Origin of the sequence: Picosynechococcus sp. PCC 7117 (genome assembly GCF_001693275.1) — a bacterium.
In the GTDB taxonomy this organism is placed as follows: Bacteria; Cyanobacteriota; Cyanobacteriia; order Cyanobacteriales; family MRBY01; genus MRBY01.
Window position 1 is genome coordinate 115,301 of the sequence record NZ_CP016482.1, and the last position, 18,252, is coordinate 133,552.

Below are 18,252 nucleotides of genomic sequence, written 5' to 3' on the forward strand. Positions count from 1 at the left end.
TTCTAAAAAGTTAAAGAGTAACGAAGACTAAGGGTCCGACCACTGCCAGCGCTGTTAAAAGTGTCAGAAAAACCAGCACTACGTTGGGCATAGGCCGGAAAATACAAAGTATCAAACAGATTTTTAACACCAATCTGAAGGGTGCCTTGACCGAGCTGGATGCTACTGAGCCAATCCACCAGAAAATAACTATCAATCTCTCGAGGATCAATATCTTCTTGAAAAGCACGGTCTCGACTGCCGACATATAACGCTTGTAAGCGATTCGTCCAACCTGGCAGTGTCTCATTTTCTACATAAGCCGTCAGCTTTAAGGGTTGGATTCTTGCGCTGCTCAAGGGAAGATAAGTGCCATTGTTTTCGAGATCTGCTTCGCCTTCTGACCAACTGATCGTTCCTCCTAGGTTCCAAGTGTCATTGAGCTGAGCATCAACGGTTGCTTCAATGCCATAAACACGTTCGGGAGCCCGTAAGATATCAAATAATCCAGTGCTCGGATTAAATTCAAAGGTAGAGCCTAGATCTGATTGATTATAAAAACCAGCAATAGAGGCTTGAATATTACGCCAATTACCCCGAATACCAAGTTCAAACTCGTCAACTTTTTGAGGTTGGTTAACCGTCACATCTGACGCTACAGAAAATCCAGGGTCTGGAAAGCCTAAAACCAAGCCAAAATCAGGTACAGAAAAACCCTGGGCAAAATTCGCAAACAAATTGGTATGATCACTGGCATCATAAACAAGACCTGCGTTGAAAAGTACAGTGTCAAAGTCCTTACGCCCTCCTTCGATAAAGTCTCCGAAGAACGTTGTGTAATCTCCAACCGCAAGATCGATCTTTTCGTAGCGGATGCCTCCCACCAGTTGTAAACGTTCTGTCGCATCCCATTGCACCTGGGTAAATAAGCCAAGGCTATTGAGATCAAAGGGAGGCACTAAAGCGCGTTGTTCAGTGAGTACATTAACTTGGCCATTGCTAGCATCAAATGCATTGGGGTCAAAAAGATTAAATGTATTTGAGGTGGTTTCTTGATCGTAGTCTGCCCCCAGAGTAGGCTCAATTTGGGTGTCAGCGGAGTTTGTACGCCAAGACGTCCGCCCCAATTTTCAGAATTGAGCTCCCCTTGAAAAATGCCAAAAGGACGAGGGCGACGGTCACGGGGATCAGTGCGGCTCAGGTTGTCTCGATAATAGACTTGGGCAGAAACGTTGCTACCCCATAGATCTGCGTGATTGTAGCTCACATTAAAAACTGTGTTGCGATCCGTTTGGGGGCCTCCTCCTGCGGGGAATTGGAGTTCTCCGACTTCTAGGGCTTGGGCTTTTTGGACACCGGGTATCGCATCTACGATGGGATCAGAAATGACATCTGTGGTTCGTTTACTGTTATAGTGATTAGCCGAAAACTGGAGCCGTTGTTGTTCTCCGAGGGCAATCCCCACTTTGCCTAGGATATTGAATGTCTCACTCTCATCATTTCCTTGGATGACAGGGATGCGATTGCCTTCCGCATCAAAAATGGCTCCACTACTGGTGCGGGATAAATCGACTAAATAATCAACATTGTTTTCCTGGCCAGATAAGCCATAACGAAGAAAATTACCAAAGCTTTCCCCCTCAAAATTCCCTAGAGCAGCATCAACACCCAATTCAACCTGCGTGACCAGTCTCTCTTCCCCTGCCCTACGGGTAATAATATTGATAATGCCCCCAGTCGCCTCACCACCATAGAGAGCAGAAGGGCCTCGTACCACTTCAATCCGCTCAATAGCATTTGGGGCAATCGTCTTTAATTCCCGGTCAAAATCACGGTTATTCACATTAAGGGGAACGCCATCTACCAAGATCGAAGCCGTACGACCCCGCAAAGATGCAGCCGTAAACGCTCGGTCTGAGGTGGGGCCAAAACCCGGTACTAACTGTCCTAAAATATCACCTAAATTTTGATTGAGAGCAGCTTGGGTGACAATTTGGTCGCGTGTAATAATCGTGACAGAGCGGGAAATATCCTCTGGATCTTCTGGTGTACGAGTTGCCGTAACCACCAACTCAAGGGTTTCCGTTCCATCGTCCGTTACCCGGTTAGGCTCAGAGCCTTGTGCCCGGAGAAACAAACCGTCTATCGTTAAATCTGTGCTGATTTCCGGCAATGCATTCATGCCTGTGATCTGAATTTGGACGCTATTTTCTGTAGCCTGGAAAACTTCTACACTTTCGATTGTGTTGCTAAAGCTAGTTTGTTGCAGAGGCTGTCCTTCTGGCAAACGCAATTGGGCATTGGTAATCTCAGTGATCAGGGTATTGCCTGATTGAGTTGTCGATATTTCTAATGCTTGAGTCGTCGTTGTCTGTAAAAATACTTCAGCCCCTGTCAATGTTTCAATAATTTCAATGCCTGTAATGGCTGATGTTTGTGCCTGGGCGGGCTGGGTGGCAATTAATACTGGCATCATACTTCCCACCGCCAGGGCAAAAGAACCGCGTGCTTGTTGCTTCATGTCTCACACCATCTACTTTACTAAAAATAATTCTCAAATACCTGGGTATAGGCTTTGGATAGTAAAGGATTTAGCAGATTCTTTTTTGCCCGAAACGGAGTTTATTTTGCCCCGGAGGGATCCGTTTTATATCCATGGAGTTGTTTTTGATAGGTTCTGGGCGTCATGCCAAATTGCCGTTTAAAAGCATCGCAAAATCGACTGGGGCTGTTGTAACCGATGGATTGGGCTACCCCCGCCAAAGTCAGATGTGATTCTGCAATTAATTGTTTGGCTTGTTCCATGCGATAGGCACGTAAATATCCAAATACGGTTGTCCCAAAACAGTGACGAAAGCCTCGCTTTAGTTTGTGATCGTTTAAACCCACCTGTCGAGCCAGATCTAGTAGAGAAGGCGGATTATCAAAATTATTGATTAAAATTTCTTTGGCATGGTGAATACGATCAATATCTGCCCTGGGTAAAGGGGGGCAGTTAGCCGTAGATTTAGTTGTGAACTGTTCCAATTGAAGGACAAATAATTCTAAGACTTTACTCTCTAAGTACATCTGGGCCATCAATCCTTGGTAAGGACAACTCAAGATCTGTTTGAGGATGACTTGCATATTAGAAGTTGTAATGCCTGTGGTAAGAAATGGCGCTACTGTTTTTTGATCGATCCATCTTTGAAGCGGCGAAGGTAATTGGTATGTTGGCTGATTGCTAAAACTCTGAAGGAAGCAGGGCTCAATTTGCAATTTGATCGAAATAATTTGTTCCTGGCCTGGGATTTCATCAATTTCTTTGGTATCTGCCATCAAAAACATTTGATTTGACTTAATATTCAAATGACGATGATCGCTTATGCCCGGCACAATTGATTGATAATTACCTGCTAAGTAAAAGCTAGAGACAAAGTGTGGTGACGCTTCAGTTTGTCCATATTCAATGATTGAGTCATGGCAAGTGTAGTCTTGAATCAATAAATTAATACCCGAACGTAACTGAATATCACGCCAATAGCCTTTTCCTAATTGTTTCGGAAATTCAGTGAAGGTAGCTAGTGCATCGGAATATTGAACAATTGTCCCTGTTTCTAAGCTATCATTCCAAATTTGATACAGATCATTTGTGGACAGCGTAATAGTCATCGTCGGTGTAGAAGCTAATTAGTAGGGGAGTAAATGAGAATTATTAGCATCATACTGTAATTGACGAACTTAATGTTCATTGTTATGGCATTTTTCATTGAAACAAACGCTTTAATGTGAGGAAATCTTAGCGTCCATGGGTCATTTTGGAACTATTGCCATTATGGAAAATTGATCCCAACAAAATTATTTTGTTGGTTTTAAGTTGTTTGCAAATAGGTTCTCAACGGAAAATTTTTTGATTTTACGGGCGGTAGATATTTTTTGCAAAAAGATGTTTACCCATAAAGTGATTGATCGATTAAAAAATTATCTACTGTGTTTCAAAATCCCCCCTTGAGGTGAAGGCGATTGCCGGGATAAATTTAAAAAGACGACCAAGCCCGTTGAAAGGCTTCGTAAGGCAAAGTTTTTGACCAGTCCCAGAGCAATTTATAACAGTAGCGTCGATTGGGAGAATTGGGGTTTACTGTCTGATAAATGTGTTTCACCTGGGGCAAAATGAGGGGTAATTGTTCCGTCTCAATTAATTGACCGAGGGTGTCAACGGCCAACTTGAGGGTACTTTTGCGGCGGGCCTGACGAAGGGTTGTGAGCAGATTGGGAATCAGATCCGGGTGGTCAGGCAGATAACCACTGAGACGGGCAACTAGCCTGGTGCGCTGATCGAGATTAGTTTCTAGGCTTAATTTTTTTAAAAGACTTTGGCTAGCTAGAGTCTGCTCACGGGGCGATTTTGGCTGGGGCGATCTCTCCGAGATCCGCTTTGCGGTGCGCCGTCGGGCGGGCAGAGTTTGACTAACAGTATCTGTTTGCACCAAGGGATGATCCGGACAAATTTCCTGGAGGGTGGCGATCGCCTGGGGATGATGGGGCTGGAGTTTACCGAGACGCAGGGCGGCTTTACGGCGGATGGTTGCTTTTTGATCCGCTGCCAGCAGGCGGGTAAGACTGGCAATGACTAGGGCATTATCGGGAACGATGGCCCCTAAACTACGGCAGAGATTAAGTTGAAAATTCGGATCTGCGGTTTCCGTCAGCAGATCTTCGAGGTTGGCGATCGCCGTTGGATTGCCGAAATCATGGTTTTTGCCGAGGCTATGGGCTGCTAACCAACGGTCAAAGGCATCAGGATGGGTCGCTAAAAATTGCTCGAGGGTAACCACCACCCGCTGGCGATCGCTTCTGGAGAGCGCAATGCCTGCCTCTTCAACTAGGGGCGATGGTAACTTGGGTTGCCTCTGGGCGGTGACAAAACGCCATTGCACCAGTTGATCGATCACTGCTTGCCCTTGGGAAAATTCCGGAAACTCGGCTAAAGCTTTGCCAACAAAACAGGTGGCGCGTACTTCGTAGAAACCACCACAATGGTCTTGCCAGTGCAAAAGCGCTTGCAGAAAATTTTCTTTTTCGCCAGCGGCAATTTCTTCGCGCCCCAGCCACAGTAAAATCGTTTCCTGCCAACCCAACGAAAATATCGGATATTCGCCGCCTTCGTCAATAAAAATCTCCCAGTGGGCGATCGCCGTTGCCGCAAAGTATTCTTGAAACGTTAAATGATGGAAAGCGTAGACATTTTCCCCCGTTGTTGCAGAGCGACTGACCCGCTTTAACCACCCCAACTGGAGCGCGAGGGTAAAAAAATCAGGATCAACGGCATCGAAAAACGGTTGAATTTCAGCCTGACGAAACCGAGCTTTTGCGGGATTTTTTTGAAGCACCTTGAGAGCGCACTGCCCTAAAATCTGATTGAGTTGCTGGCGTTGGGTCTGGGTTGTGGGAAAAGTATCTTGTTTCCAGTCATAGAAAGCCTCCACAAACTGGCGATACAAAATGGCTTTTGTCCCCGGCAATTTGCCTTGGGTGAGCTGCCAGGTGCGACACAGTAAGGTCAAATACAGCGGCTGGCGCGCAACCCCACGGATGCGACTATGGATACTGCGGTTTAGTTCACCATAGAGGCGATCGCCGAGTTGAGGTTGTCCTTGAAACCATTTTTGGATAAAGCATTGCACTTGTTGGCGCTGGGCATCATCACTAAAGCCCTGGCAACGGTGGATCACAAAATCAGTAAGGGCATTTTTCCCTGTGTCCCACACCGCACTGCGACAACTTAAAACGACGGAAGCATTGCCTAACCAGCCCTGGAGTTCCCGGTCGAGTTTTAATGACGCTTGGCTGAGATTGTCCCCCATTTCATCAAGGGCATCTAAAAATAACCAGACCCGTTTGTTTTGAATCAGTTCAGCAAATTCAGTCTGGATTTTTGGCGCGATGGTAAATTGCTTAAAAAGCTGCTTTAGCCAAACTTCAAGCAAATAATTTTCTAGCGATCGCCCCCCCCACATCGGCCAGGGGGATCCAAACGGGTAGATCTTCGGTTGCCGACAAAGCCAGAGCCAACTGTTGCAAAAAAGTCGTTTTTCCGGCCCCTGGCTCCCCAATGATCGCCAGTCGATTATGGGAGAGATGGCGATATTGCGCCAAAAAATCCTGGGGATCATCGCTGGGAGAATCTTCCTCTGCATGGGTGGCAGTTACTCCCAAGGGCACGTACAAATCCGCTAATTCAAAGGCCATGCCATCCCCCGCCGTTAGGGGATTACTGGTTAAGTGGGTATCCAGCGCTTGCCGACACAGGCTTTGCCAGTCCGGGTGAGTTGCGCCGTGATTTGTTTGGGAATTCTCCTGAAAATTATTTTGCTTCTTCTCGGATATCCCCAAGCGACGCGCGGCCCAAGTGTGATTAAACTGTTGTATATTTTCTGCCCGTGCCCAGCGATCGCCCCAGAAATTTAAGGAAAAATGCCAAGTATCAGACCCCCGGATCGTCGTGCGATGATCCTCTAAAATCCCCAAAAAACTTTCTAAATCCTTGAGGGCCGTTTTCAATTGGGGTACGGTTAAAGGCGTAGTAGTGAGTGCCGTTAAAGTTTGCAAATAGCGCAATTTTGTCTGCACCACCAGTCGTCTGGGCGATTGCCAATGGACTTTTATCGTCGCCCGTAGTCGGTCTAGTTGGCGTTCATCTGCATCGAGGGCATCATTCGCGAAATCAAGCAAGCCAAACAGTAGCGTTTGCGATCGCCCCTGGGGAATTTTTCCGTAACTTTGCTTTGGCATACCCTCTAGTGTCCCATAAGGATCACCAACCAAAACAACCACAACCCATTGGCGATCGCCTTAACCCTTCAAATCCTAAGACTCGACTTTGACGCCGCGCCAAAACGCCACGTAGCCTTTAATATTCGCCGCTTTCTCCTTGGGTTCTGGGTAATACCAAGCCGCATCCTTATTTTCTTCTCCGGCTACGGACAGGGTGTAATAGCTAGCCTGACCCTTCCAAGAACAAGTGGTGTGGGTGTTACTCGGCTTAAAATACTCTGTTTTAATGGTATCGGGGGGAAAATAATAGGGTAGTACTAAAGGGGTAATGAGGAATTGTAGTGATGGATGAAATTCCACAATAGTCCAATGTGATTAAATACACACTTGGAGAAGGCTAGACTGCGTCTCACAAACCGTGACATCCTTTGCCTCACAGTACAATTAAAGCGCTCAATATAACTGGTTTTACCACTCTGTTTGCTAACCACCCGATGACGCTTTGAAGGGAATACGCCACGGTAGGCTTCCCACTCATCCGTGTAGAAGACTCCACATTGCCGATATACCCCAGGCAATGACGCCCACAGTGCTTTTGCACTCTCTCGACCACGGCAACCAACGTGCAGACCAATAATTTCCCGGGTTTGAACGTCAAGGGCCAGCCAGACCCACTGTTTATTGCCTTTGTGGTCAACAAAAGACCAGAGTTCGTCACACTGCACCTTTAAAGACCCCTTTTTTTGGGGACAACTTTGGCCCTTCTTGGTACTTGTGCTGCTTTCATATTGACGTAATTTTGCAGCCATTGTTCAGAAACTTGAACAGCTCTGGCGATGCCGGCCATCGAAATACGTTCGAAAAGCAGACGGTCAATCAGAGCGCGGGTTTCAGCATCAATGAGTTTATTGGTGGGATGTTCCACGAATTGACGACCGCATTGCTTGCAGAGAAAGCGCTGTTTACCGTTGTGGATGTGCCCATTTTTGACTGTATGTTGGGATTGACAGCTGGGACATTGAGGCATGGGTCGGAGTCAATGACTTCCGTTCTACCTTAACAAAACCGTCATTACCCTTTTAGTACCACCAATAATAGTTGCCTTCTACCACCTCGCAGCGATCGCTTTCTGCCACCACTGCACCATTCCAAATTGCCTGAGCCATCGATATAATCTCCTAATTTTTGCCGTAAAATTATTACGTTTAGAGTTTAACGCACCTGCCTATCTGCTGTGGCGAAAACCGGAGTCAATTCAGTCTTACAAGCTGCTTTGAATTGTGGGCCTGATCTCCAAGCTTTAATCAGGATTAATTCTGTCAGAAATTATTCTAAGGATAGTCAGCTTAGTGATGAATTCAAAAAATTAAATGAACAGTCACAATATTGTTGGAATTTATAAAATTAAACACTATATTTTAGGTTAATACAGTGCAAAGAACCCACGCAATAAAATAGATGAACTGCTATTATTTGCCTCTGGATTCTGCCTTAAGCGCAAAAAAAAATTCGCCCCAATTGCCTAGATCGGGACGAATATAGCTTGATGGAGGAAACTTTTAAAAAACTATGGACGACACCCGGTTGTCATGGGTCAGGTAACTGTGGCGAGCATCGGGGGCGTAGTTGGGCATTCAGTCAAGGGTCGCAATAACCAAAAAATCAGAATGCTTGTATTGGTACATAGTTTCTTTTTGTAATGCTGTAATTGACTGAGACGTTAGAGGACAAGGGAATTTTGAGGGAAAAGGCAAAACCCCATAGAACTTTGCCTTTAGGGTTGGTGATATAAATTTGACAATAGTATTTAAGCTATGGACTTGAAATTTAGTATAGCTATTATTCAATGAAATGTAAACAGGTTCAGCCTTAGTATTCCGAGGAAAAATATAAGCAAAACTTATGATAGTGCTGTTTTTTAGGGTGGCGATCACCTTCAAAGTAGCGACAGTGATGCTGAAATGCCCCAAGCTACCGGAGATTGAGGGGAGTTTTGGTTTAAATTTCTAGAAAAAATTTTTTAATGTTTGGAATGAAGAGGTCTTTTTAGATCAAAGAAAAGAGTCAATTATTCAAGAGTTGTATGGATAAGAGAAAAACTTCTACACGTAAAACCCTCCCCAGGAATAGCCTCAATGGACAAACGGCGAGAATCAACTGAATAAAGCATCGTTGGGTTTTGCAATTCAGCGAGAATTCCATCCATTGCACTGGGAGATTGCGCTTCAACAATTGCCCTTTCTTCTGCATTTAAAAACGCAATGGTTTCTGATGTTTCATTTATACTTTCTGAACAACGCAGCAGAACTGCCTCAGCGGGAATTTCTATGGCATCTAAGATTCGATTGTAAGCTCTACCATCATCAAAATTAGAGATTGAATCAAAGAATAAAAAATATTGCTGCTCAAATTGAAAAATATTGACACCCAAGGAACTTGGCGCGAACACGTCATTACTCGGAATATCCAACAACCATCCCCCTTGATTGCTCCCTTGCTGAGGCAGACCGATGAAAATACCAGGGCGATTAATGGGCATTCCCCTCGTATTTGGGTCTTGGTAATAAACCAAACCCTGGAAATCCTCGGCTTGTAATAAGGGAGTAGCACTAATTTGGGAACTTGCCCCAGGAATAACGGCTATAGAACCTAAAATTACAAACGCGATCACCGCACTATTTTTAATTAAAGTTTTGAACATGGGCCATAGAAGTAAATATTAAGGTGACAGACCTAGACTAAATTGTGAGTCTAATCTTTCTATGGTAGTACTAAAGGGGTAATGAGGAATTGTAGTGATGGATGAAATTCCACAATAGTCCAATGTGATTAAATACACACTTGGAGAAGGCTAGACTGCGTCTCACAAACCGTGACATCCTTTGCCTCACAGTACAATTAAAGCGCTCAATATAACTGGTTTTACCACTCTGTTTGCTAACCACCCGATGACGCTTTGAAGGGAATACGCCACGGTAGGCTTCCCACTCATCCGTGTAGAAGACTCCACATTGCCGATATACCCCAGGCAATGACGCCCACAGTGCTTTTGCACTCTCTCGACCACGGCAACCAACGTGCAGACCAATAATTTCCCGGGTTTGAACGTCAAGGGCCAGCCAGACCCACTGTTTATTGCCTTTGTGGTCAACAAAAGACCAGAGTTCGTCACACTGCACCTTTAAAGACCCCTTTTTTTGGGGACAACCTTGGCCCTTCTTGGTACTTGTGCTGCTTTCATATTGACGTAATTTTGCAGCCATTGTTCAGAAACTTGAACAGCTCTGGCGATGCCGGCCATCGAAATACGTTCGAAAAGCAGACGGTCAATCAGAGCGCGGGTTTCAGCATCAATGAGTTTATTGGTGGGATGTTCCACGAATTGACGACCGCATTGCTTGCAGAGAAAGCGCTGTTTACCGTTGTGGATGTGCCCATTTTTGACTGTATGTTGGGATTGACAGCTGGGACATTGAGGCATGGGTCGGAGTCAATGACTTCCGTTCTACCTTAACAAAACCGTCATTACCCTTTTAGTACCACCCTTTCTATTAGTCGCTCTCTCTGGATTTAGTTAAGATATCCTGTGAGATATTTCTTTAATTCTAGCCAATTTTTTCCATTAAATTTCCCTAAAGAGCCGACATCAATGCGGTGGTGTAAATAAGTCATGCAAGCAAATAATGATGTAAAGAATCGTTGACGCTTATCAGAAGAGATGTTTGTCTTAGCATGGGTTGTGACAGCATCAAATTAATTGTTTGTCCTGGTGGATCGCTGTGATGGAACCAAGTCATATTTGGACATTTGCTCCGGAAGATGTTTATGCTGTTTTGGAATCCCGGCCTGGTGGTTTATCGGCCCAAGTAGCGCAGCGACGTTTAGAAAAATTTGGGCCAAATGCGCTACCGGAACCGCCACAACGGCCCCTATGGTTGCGTTTTTTAGATCAAGTCACTCACTTTATGGCCCTGTTACTCTGGGTGGCGGGAATTTTGGCATTTGTATCGGGGACGCCGGAACTGGGTTGGGCGATTTGGGCCGTGATCTGGGTGAATGGCATTTTTAGCTTTTGGCAGGAATTCCAGGCAGAAAAATCCCTAGCAGCTTTGAAAAAGGTGTTGCCCGCACAGGTGAAAGTGTACCGAGATGGTGTGCTCCAATCGATTTCGGCGGTGGAACTGGTACCGGGAGATGTGATGCAACTGGAAGAAGGCGATCGCCTTTCTGCGGATGCACGGTTGGTCGCTTCAGAAAGTTTATATCTTGATCTTTCGGTGATGACGGGGGAATCGTTGCCTGTGGCGCGGAATGCCTATCCGGTACGGGTGCGAGAAACGGCGTCCGTGCGTGATGGCCAGCCCCTCCGCCGGGGAGAACAACCCACCCGAGAAAAAACAAATCCTGCAGAAATTGCCAATTTACTCTTGGCGGGGGCGACAGTTTCGTCGGGGCGGGGGGTGGCGGTGGTTTATGGCACCGGTGCCCAAACAGAATTTGGTCATGTGGCCCATCTAACAACCAATGTGAAACGGGAACCCAGTAGCCTCGAAATTCAGGTGGGTAAGATTGTCCGCGTTATTACGGCGATCGCCTTGACGATGGGCGTGATTGTTTTTCTGTTGACGGAATTTTTAGTGGGGATGGAACTGCGGGAAAGTTTCGTCTTTGCCATTGGCATTATCGTTGCCCTCGTGCCAGAAGGATTGCTGCCGACTGTTACCCTCGCCCTTGCCATGGGTGTCCGGTGGATGGTGCGCAAAAATGCCCTGGTGCGCCGTCTTTCTGCGGTGGAAACCCTCAGCGCCACCACGGTGATCTGCACGGATAAAACGGGCACCCTCACGAAAAATGAAATGACCGTCCATTACCTCTGGTTGCCCTGGTTAACCGAAGCAGAATTGCCTGTTCAACCGCCTCTACAAACCCCTAATCACGGCCAACCCGGAGAAATTCAACCCTTTTTAATTGAAGTCACTGGTGCCGGTTATGACCCTGGATCGGGCACCGTGAATTTAGCCGCAGACTTCACCGCCCGCTGGAAAATTGACCTGTTATTGACGGGGGCTGCCCTTTGTTCTAATGCCCAGCTCATCCACCTCGACACACCGAGCCGCTGGCAGGAAATAGGCGATCCCACCGAAGCTGCTTTGATCGTCGTTGCGGTTAAGGCCGGCTTAAATATTGAACACTTACAACAACAATATCCCCGGTTACGGGAAATTCCCTTTGATTCTCGCCGGCGACTGATGACTGTGGTCTTAGATTGGCAGGAGTCAGATATTTGGCAGAGCGAACTGCCCTGTATGGCCTTTACAAAAGGGGCACCGCTAGAGGTGTTGCGCCATTGTCAGGCGGTGTTGCGCAATGGGGCGATCCAAACTTTGGGCCATGAACAGTGGGAAGAAGTGGTACAAGCCAATGATCGCCTTGCAGCCCAGGGGTTTCGGGTGTTGGGGGTGGCGGCGCGACGGGGACAACGGGATTTGGTTAATCTGCGCGCCCAGGATCTTGAGCGGGATTTAATTTTTATTGGTTTGATTGCGATGTTTGATCCGCCCCGGCCGGAGGTGAAACAGGCGATCACCCAATGTCATACCGCCGGGATCAAGGTGACGATGGTGACGGGGGACTATGGCCTCACAGCCCAGGCGATCGCCCAACAAATTGGCATTGTCAATCAGCAAGTCCGGGTCGTCACCGGAGAAGGCATGGGTCATCTGTCTGATGCTCAACTGCGGCAAATCCTGAAATATCGTTCGGGCCTCGTGTTTGCGCGGATGTCTCCCGAACAAAAATTACGTCTCGTGCAAGCCTATAAAGATATTGGGGAAGTGGTTGCTGTGACAGGGGATGGGGTGAATGATGCTCCGGCTTTACGGGCGGCCCACATTGGCATTGCCATGGGGTTAAATGGTACCGATGTCGCCAGGGAAGCGGCGGATATCGTCCTCACCGATGACAACTTTGCGACGATCATTAGCGCTGTAGAACAGGGCCGCGCCATTTACCAAAATATCCGTAAATTTATCACCTATATCTTGGCTTCTAATGTTCCGGAAGTGGCTCCTTTTCTGTTGATGGTGGCCCTCAAAATTCCCCCAGCCCTGGTGATTATGCAGATCCTAGCGATTGATCTAGGCACAGATATGATTCCTGCTTTAACCCTAGGGATTGAGGCGGCAGAGCCGGATATGATGACCCAACCGCCCCGCAAACAAACGGAAAATCTGTTGGGGCGATCGCTCCTGATCCGTGCCTATTGTTTTCTCGGCCCCATCGAAGCAGTCTTGGGAATGCTGGGCTTTTTCCTGGTCTGGTGGAGCCATGGTTATGGCTTAACAGAACTCCAGGCGATTACCCCAGATTTACTGCGCCACAGCACCGATGCCGCCACCGTTGGGATCTACGCCCAAGCCACCACCATGACCCTAGCAGCGATTGTCGCCTGTCAAAATGGCAATGTTTTCACCTGCCGCTCTGAAACCACCTCGATTTTTCGGTTGGGCTTTTTCTCAAATCCGCTGATCTGGGTCGGCATTGCCACTGAATGGATTTTGGTGATTTTGATTATGAAGAGTGCTTTTTTCCAGGAGATTTTTTTTACCGCCCCCCTCGATCCGTGGCAGTGGCTGGTGTTGATTACTTGTCCGCCCTTGATTTTGGGTTTTGATGAACTGTGGAAATGTTTTTTCGCTCCGCGTTGACGCTGATATCGGAGGTAATTTTATCGAAAAATAACTTGAAAAATATTACTCCCCGTCCACATTAGGCCAATAATGACCCCAATAAAAATTAAGGCGATCGCCATACCGAGCAAGCTTAAAACCCCATCATCTTCCTGGAGGCCGAGGGCCGCAAAAAAAATGGCGATCGCCGGCACCGTATTCGCCCCCGGAATCGGTAAAACCACCAATAGGGCCATGGCCGACAAAACAATTCCCAAAATAATTCGTCCCGGCAGACTGTGACAAATGGGCGTCAGGCGGGGTTTCGTGATTTTCTCGACCCTTTTTAACCAGGGAATCAGATAACCCATAAACCGCTGAATTTGCGGTAGGGAAAAGGACGTTTGGAGAACTTTGCGGGGCACCCAAGGTTTAGACTGCCCCAGACATAGTTGCAGGGTGATCGACAGCATCGCCATGCCAAAAATAAAGGAGGTGCCAGGAATTGCAAAAATACTCAAAAAAGCAATGAGCGCCAGGGGAAAACCAAATAATCTTTCCTCGGTGAGGGCAAAAACATTGGCTAGGCTCACCTTCTCCGGACGTTCCTCCTCAAAAAAATAGTGGTGTAGTTTTTCAGAAAGTTTTTTCATGCTGACTGGGCGAGCCAAAAAACGGCTTATTTATTGATAGCGTTCGAGAAAATCCAGGGCTTCATTGCGCAGATCATAGTATTTTTGAGTTTCCCGCAGTTCGTGGATATGTCGGGGTCGAGGGAGATCCACCGTTAAAACTTGCCCAATTGTAGCCTGGGGGCCATTGGTCAGCATCACGATTTTGTCGGACATAAACAGGGCTTCGTCAATGTCATGGGTAATCATCATCACGGCCTGGCGGTGGTTTTCCCAAATGTCGAGGACTTGGGTTTGCAGTTTCGGTCGGGTCAGGGCATCGAGGGCACCAAAGGGTTCATCGAGGAGGAGCATTTTTGGCCGAGTCGCTAAAGCTCTCGCAACCCCTACCCGCTGTTTCATCCCGCCAGAAAGTTCGTGGGGATATTTGTCGGCGGCGGCGGTGAGATTGACCATGTGGATATGTTCGTTAACAAGGTGGCGGCGATCGCCTTTAGAAAGATGCTTGTGAACTTCATCCACGGCTAGGCGGATATTGTCCCGGACCGTTAACCAGGGTAAGAGTGCGTAGCCTTGGAAAACCATCATCCGGTCAGCACCGGGGCGGCGAATCAGTTTCCCCTCTAGGGTGACATGGCCGGCGCTGGGTTTTTCTAAACCCGCAACGATCCGCAGCAGGGTCGATTTACCGCAACCAGAATGGCCAATCACAGAAACATATTCCTGGGCACCAATGGTGAGATTGATATCTTCGAGGACAACAAACTGACTCCCATCGGCCTTGGGATATTGTTTGTGAATATGCTCAATGGCTAGAAAAGTATCGTTGGGAGATTCCATGGCGGCAGGGGAGGGGAAAGATTGGGGTCTAGTCATAGATTTGGGATGCTAATTTTGTAATGGGGTTTAGCTGACGGGATAGATTTGGGGACGGTTGGCCCGCAGTTCAAAACTATTGAGGTAACCGACTGGATCGCTTGGATCAAAGGCTTTTTGGTCGATAAAGGCAGTGGCTGGTTCTACCTTGTAATCTTCGCTGGGACTGGTAATCCCCATTTCGGCGGCAATGTCCCGGTAAAGATCGGTGCGCCAGGCTCGCTTGGCGATCGCCTCTAGATCGGTTGGCAATGTTTCAATTTGGCCCCAGCGGGCTGCTTGGGTCATTAACCAAATCCCCTGGGACTGCCAGAGAAACGTGGAATGATCATGGGGAATTGTCGAAGTTTCGGGGTGCAGCTCAAAAAAGGTCGTCGTATCTAAACTGCTCTCTAGCCGTTGCTGGGCATCAAAACCGCCGTAGTCGTAATCCCCGACGATGGCCGGACGAGTATAGTTCACATTGGCCCCTGTAAAGGCCCGCTCGGCGATAATGCTTGCCACCTCTTGCCGATGACTGGGATCGCCACAATACTGACAAGCTTCGATCAAGGCTTTGACGAGGGAGCGGTAGGTTTTGGGGTATTGTTCAATGAAAGATTCCGCCACCGCCAGTACCCGATCCGGATGGCCCCGCCACACATCTCGCCCTTGGATGAACGTAAACCCAATGCCTTCGTTTTTGGCGATCGCCCTAGTATTCCAAGGTTCTGCCACCATGTAGGCTTGCATCGCCCCAATCCGCATATTGCTTACCATCTGGGGTGGCGGCGTAATCACTAACCGTAATTCCCGCATCGGATCAAGGCCAATGGCGGCGACTAAATAACGGGCAAAATATTCATAAATTGAAGAACTTAAGGGAATCCCCCAAGCGCGGTCATCAAGGGGAGATTTTTGCCAAAAACTGCGGAGATCTCGGCCAAATTTAGCCAAATCACCTTGGTAATCTGGCCATGGTCTCATCCCAGCCTCCCAAAGCTGTCGGTTCATGGTTAAAGCATTGCCATGGCGGTGGAGAGTCATTGCTGCCACCAACGGAAAAGCCCTGGCTCCTTCGGCACCAATTCGCGCATTAGTCACGGCCCCAGAAACCACCGGCGACGCATCTAACCGACCGAAGATCAGTCCATCACGGGCATTGGCCCAACTGGCTTCGCGACTGAGTTGGACATTCAAACCGTATTTCTGGAAAAAACCTTTTCTGTAGGCGATCGCCAAGGGCGCACAATCATTCACTGGCACAAAGCCCACCGTTAAATTCGGCTTTTCCAAACTTTCTGGCCGTACCAAGGGCTCAACCGCTAAAGCATGGGGCAAACGACCCTGAATCTTTTTACCCGTTGGGGCAGTACAAGCACCATAAACTAATGCCGAAGCCGTTGCCCCCATCCCAAATACAAAGGAGCGTCTACTTATTTTATTCATTGCAGTGATGCTCCTAATGCTGGGCCGGACGATGGGTAATCGCCGTTTGCAGATAAGCGAGGGCCGAATCTAGGATCAAGCCTGTGATGCCGATGACAAAGACCGCCAAAAATACCGAACTCACATTGAGACGGTTCCATTCGTCCCACACAAAAAAGCCGATGCCAATGCCCCCGGTAAGCATTTCCACCGCGACAATGACGAGCCAAGCGACCCCCATGCTGATCCGCAGACCTGTGAAAATGTAAGGTAAACTCGCTGGCAAAATAACCCGCCATAGTTGTTTCCAGCGGGGCATTTCTAACATTCGCGCCACTTCGAGATAATCTTTCGGTACCTGGGTCACACCTTCTGCGGTGTTGATAATCGTTGACCAGAGGGAGGTGATAAAAATGACAAAAATCGCCGAGGGTTCTGCCCCATTAAAAATAGACAAGGCGATCGGTAGCCAAACTAAGGGTGATACAGGTTTGAGAATTTGAATAATCGGGTTAATCGCGAGCCAGGCATTACGGGAGAGGCCAATCCAGATTCCCACTGGGATCGCCACCAAAGCCCCCAAGATAAAACCAATAATTACCCGGCGCAAACTGGCCAGAAGCAACCAACCTAAACCCAAATCTCCAGGGCCACGCCGATAAAAGGGATGCAGAATAAAATCCAGGTTATTGACCAATGCTTCTAGGGGCGTCGGCATCATTTCGCCCCGCACTAAGGCGATCGCCCACCAGAGCAGTAACAATCCCCCAAAACCATAGAGGGGTAGCCAAACTTCTTTCCGGAGACTTCCTTGCCAAAAAGGTGGTACCAAAAACTTTCTGACCCCACGGGCCAAACTTGATAATAAAACCATGCAAAATTACCTACCCTTTCACAGTAAATAGAGGGAAGTGATTGGTAACTGACAGTCGTTGTCTGGGAATTCTGATTTACGGTGCGATCGCCGTGCTTCAGTCTTCTTCCGATGCTGACGAGGTTAGCTGACGGGCTAGGACTGGAAGATGTCCCTTTTCTATGTATCCCAGAAAATAAGCCCCGGTGTCTTCCCGGTTGGGTTGACGGGTGGTTCCCCCGCTTCAAGGCTTCGTAACCTTGAACTAAGCTGACTTACTCAGTTGGCCTATAAGCTAGCATTTCTCCAAGGACTTTGTAAATTACCGTAGGGATCAAAAAATCAAAAATCCAATCAAGCCCAGGGGACTGAACTCCCTTTGCCTCTGCCAGGAGATATCCCATTGGGGGGCGATCGCTGGGAGATTTTCGGTGCAGCTCTTCAGATCCAACGCCCATGCAATTCCATCGAGCACAGGCTTCCCTGTGGCCAGACCCCACCGGGCGTTTCCTGGGCTTGCTTCAAAACTCCCAAAATCCCTATTCTTGATCATAGGTTGGCCCTATTGCCGCAACAGTCACCACAAGATTTATCTTTGAGATTTCCTTAAAATTAGCGACTCTTTTTGGCACTTTTAATTTTTAACAATCCTCAAGCATAAATTTATGATTTGTCTGAAGAATATTCGCCTTCAGCACTAAGAATATGAATTCAATGATATTATAGAATCTACTTTCGGTTCTAGTGGGGATCAGCCACTGGAGGAAACGGGGAAAGAGCAGTGAAAATCTGCCGCTGTCCCGCAGCTGTAAGCCAGTTTTAGCGCTGTAATTTTAGGGGTCATTGCCATGATCAATCTAAAATTAAGCTCTAAAAATTGTGTAAGTCAGAATGCCCGCCGATCGCCAACCACCTTCTAAAACATCTGCGAGGTACGGATGATCACTGTTTTAGTCTTGGCACGTTCAAGAACGCATCGCCATAGAAGCATTTCGAACAAGCTTCTCCCCCAAGTCTTCAAAACCACTCAGGCATCACTGCCAAAATATTCCTAACGATTTTGTCGATTAAGTTGTGGTCA

Annotated in this window: 14 protein-coding genes and 2 riboswitches; of the genes, 1 reads left to right on the top strand and 13 read right to left on the bottom strand. The window is 47.5% G+C overall.

Going from position 1 to position 18,252, the window contains the following annotated elements; genetic code table 11:
• Window positions 1-2 precede the first annotated feature (2 nt).
• The 9 genes from AWQ22_RS16610 to AWQ22_RS16625 all read right to left on the bottom strand — a co-directional run bounded on the left by AWQ22_RS16610 (window position 3) and on the right by AWQ22_RS16625 (window position 10,216).
• Complete coding sequence (locus tag AWQ22_RS16610) at window positions 3-1,052, bottom strand: TonB-dependent receptor (protein WP_232321594.1); 1,050 nt, start codon at window positions 1,050-1,052, stop codon at window positions 3-5.
• Complete coding sequence (locus AWQ22_RS16615; protein WP_084449070.1) at window positions 938-2,500, bottom strand: TonB-dependent receptor plug domain-containing protein; 1,563 nt, start codon at window positions 2,498-2,500, stop codon at window positions 938-940. The genes AWQ22_RS16610 and AWQ22_RS16615 overlap by 115 nt, the downstream gene beginning before the upstream one ends.
• A 101-nt stretch (window positions 2,501-2,601) precedes the next feature.
• Complete coding sequence (locus AWQ22_RS15605; RefSeq protein WP_065711907.1) at window positions 2,602-3,630, bottom strand: helix-turn-helix transcriptional regulator; 1,029 nt, start codon at window positions 3,628-3,630, stop codon at window positions 2,602-2,604.
• A 365-nt stretch (window positions 3,631-3,995) separates the two neighbouring features.
• A complete protein-coding gene (locus tag AWQ22_RS15610; protein ID WP_232321585.1) occupies window positions 3,996-5,948 on the bottom strand; it encodes an NACHT domain-containing NTPase in 1,953 nt (650 codons plus the stop codon).
• Window positions 5,941-6,753, bottom strand: a complete 813-nt coding sequence (locus AWQ22_RS17195; protein WP_232321586.1) for a hypothetical protein — start codon at window positions 6,751-6,753, stop codon at window positions 5,941-5,943. The genes AWQ22_RS15610 and AWQ22_RS17195 overlap by 8 nt, the downstream gene beginning before the upstream one ends.
• 75 nt (window positions 6,754-6,828) lie before the next feature.
• Window positions 6,829-7,095: a DUF427 domain-containing protein gene (locus AWQ22_RS15615; RefSeq protein WP_232321587.1), complete on the bottom strand. Its 267-nt coding sequence runs from the start codon at window positions 7,093-7,095 to the stop codon at window positions 6,829-6,831.
• Window positions 7,053-7,762, bottom strand: a protein-coding gene (locus AWQ22_RS16620; RefSeq protein WP_397428282.1) for an IS1 family transposase whose coding sequence is annotated in 2 segments (ribosomal slippage) — window positions 7,053-7,477 and window positions 7,477-7,762 — 711 coding nt in all. Because the reading frame shifts where the segments join, the coding sequence is not laid out codon by codon here. The genes AWQ22_RS15615 and AWQ22_RS16620 overlap by 43 nt, the downstream gene beginning before the upstream one ends.
• A 1,041-nt stretch (window positions 7,763-8,803) precedes the next feature.
• Complete coding sequence (locus AWQ22_RS15625; RefSeq protein ID WP_065711909.1) at window positions 8,804-9,436, bottom strand: hypothetical protein; 633 nt, start codon at window positions 9,434-9,436, stop codon at window positions 8,804-8,806.
• Between the two features lie 70 nt (window positions 9,437-9,506).
• A protein-coding gene (locus AWQ22_RS16625; RefSeq protein ID WP_397428282.1) for an IS1 family transposase occupies window positions 9,507-10,216 on the bottom strand; the annotation gives its coding sequence in 2 pieces (ribosomal slippage) (window positions 9,507-9,931 and window positions 9,931-10,216; 711 coding nt in all).
• Window positions 10,217-10,517: 301 nt separating this feature from the next.
• On the opposite strand from AWQ22_RS16625, the gene AWQ22_RS15635 reads away from it, so the two are divergent.
• Window positions 10,518-13,442: a cation-transporting P-type ATPase gene (locus AWQ22_RS15635; protein ID WP_198166565.1), complete on the top strand. Its 2,925-nt coding sequence runs from the start codon at window positions 10,518-10,520 to the stop codon at window positions 13,440-13,442.
• A gap of 20 nt (window positions 13,443-13,462) precedes the next feature.
• Here the strand turns inward: AWQ22_RS15635 and AWQ22_RS15640 are convergent, their stop codons facing one another.
• The 4 genes from AWQ22_RS15640 to ntrB are packed head-to-tail and all read right to left on the bottom strand — an operon-like array spanning window position 13,463 to window position 17,192.
• Window positions 13,463-14,056 (bottom strand): exopolysaccharide biosynthesis protein, encoded by a 594-nt coding sequence (locus tag AWQ22_RS15640; RefSeq protein WP_065711910.1) that lies wholly within the window; start codon window positions 14,054-14,056, stop codon window positions 13,463-13,465.
• A gap of 30 nt (window positions 14,057-14,086) precedes the next feature.
• Window positions 14,087-14,911: an ABC transporter ATP-binding protein gene (locus AWQ22_RS15645; RefSeq protein WP_065711911.1), complete on the bottom strand. Its 825-nt coding sequence runs from the start codon at window positions 14,909-14,911 to the stop codon at window positions 14,087-14,089.
• A gap of 30 nt (window positions 14,912-14,941) precedes the next feature.
• On the bottom strand, window positions 14,942-16,339 hold the full coding sequence (locus AWQ22_RS15650; RefSeq protein WP_065711912.1) for a CmpA/NrtA family ABC transporter substrate-binding protein: 1,398 nt from the start codon (window positions 16,337-16,339) through the stop codon (window positions 14,942-14,944).
• Between the two features lie 13 nt (window positions 16,340-16,352).
• The gene (gene ntrB / locus AWQ22_RS15655) at window positions 16,353-17,192 is read right to left on the bottom strand and encodes a nitrate ABC transporter permease (RefSeq protein ID WP_157094667.1); all 840 of its coding nucleotides are present in this window, start codon (window positions 17,190-17,192) and stop codon (window positions 16,353-16,355) included.
• Window positions 17,193-17,289: 97 nt separating this feature from the next.
• Window positions 17,290-17,453, bottom strand: a riboswitch (cyclic di-AMP (ydaO/yuaA leader).
• A 437-nt stretch (window positions 17,454-17,890) separates the two neighbouring features.
• Window positions 17,891-18,089: riboswitch (cobalamin riboswitch) on the top strand.
• Window positions 18,090-18,252: the final 163 nt, after the last annotated feature.

Bases quoted from the DNA above. Each gene is read 5' to 3' on its own strand.
- AWQ22_RS16615 (WP_084449070.1), bottom strand. From the start codon at position 2,500: ATGAAGCAACAAGCACGCGGTTCTTTTGCCCTGGCGGTGGGAAGTATG.
- AWQ22_RS15605 (WP_065711907.1), bottom strand. From the start codon at position 3,630: ATGACTATTACGCTGTCCACAAATGATCTGTATCAAATTTGGAATGAT.
- AWQ22_RS17195 (WP_232321586.1), bottom strand. From the start codon at position 6,753: ATGCCAAAGCAAAGTTACGGAAAAATTCCCCAGGGGCGATCGCAAACG.
- AWQ22_RS15625 (WP_065711909.1), bottom strand. From the start codon at position 9,436: ATGTTCAAAACTTTAATTAAAAATAGTGCGGTGATCGCGTTTGTAATT.
- AWQ22_RS15635 (WP_198166565.1), top strand. From the start codon at position 10,518: ATGGAACCAAGTCATATTTGGACATTTGCTCCGGAAGATGTTTATGCT.
- AWQ22_RS15640 (WP_065711910.1), bottom strand. From the start codon at position 14,056: ATGAAAAAACTTTCTGAAAAACTACACCACTATTTTTTTGAGGAGGAA.
- AWQ22_RS15645 (WP_065711911.1), bottom strand. From the start codon at position 14,911: ATGACTAGACCCCAATCTTTCCCCTCCCCTGCCGCCATGGAATCTCCC.
- AWQ22_RS15650 (WP_065711912.1), bottom strand. From the start codon at position 16,339: ATGAATAAAATAAGTAGACGCTCCTTTGTATTTGGGATGGGGGCAACG.
- ntrB (WP_157094667.1), bottom strand. From the start codon at position 17,192: ATGGTTTTATTATCAAGTTTGGCCCGTGGGGTCAGAAAGTTTTTGGTA.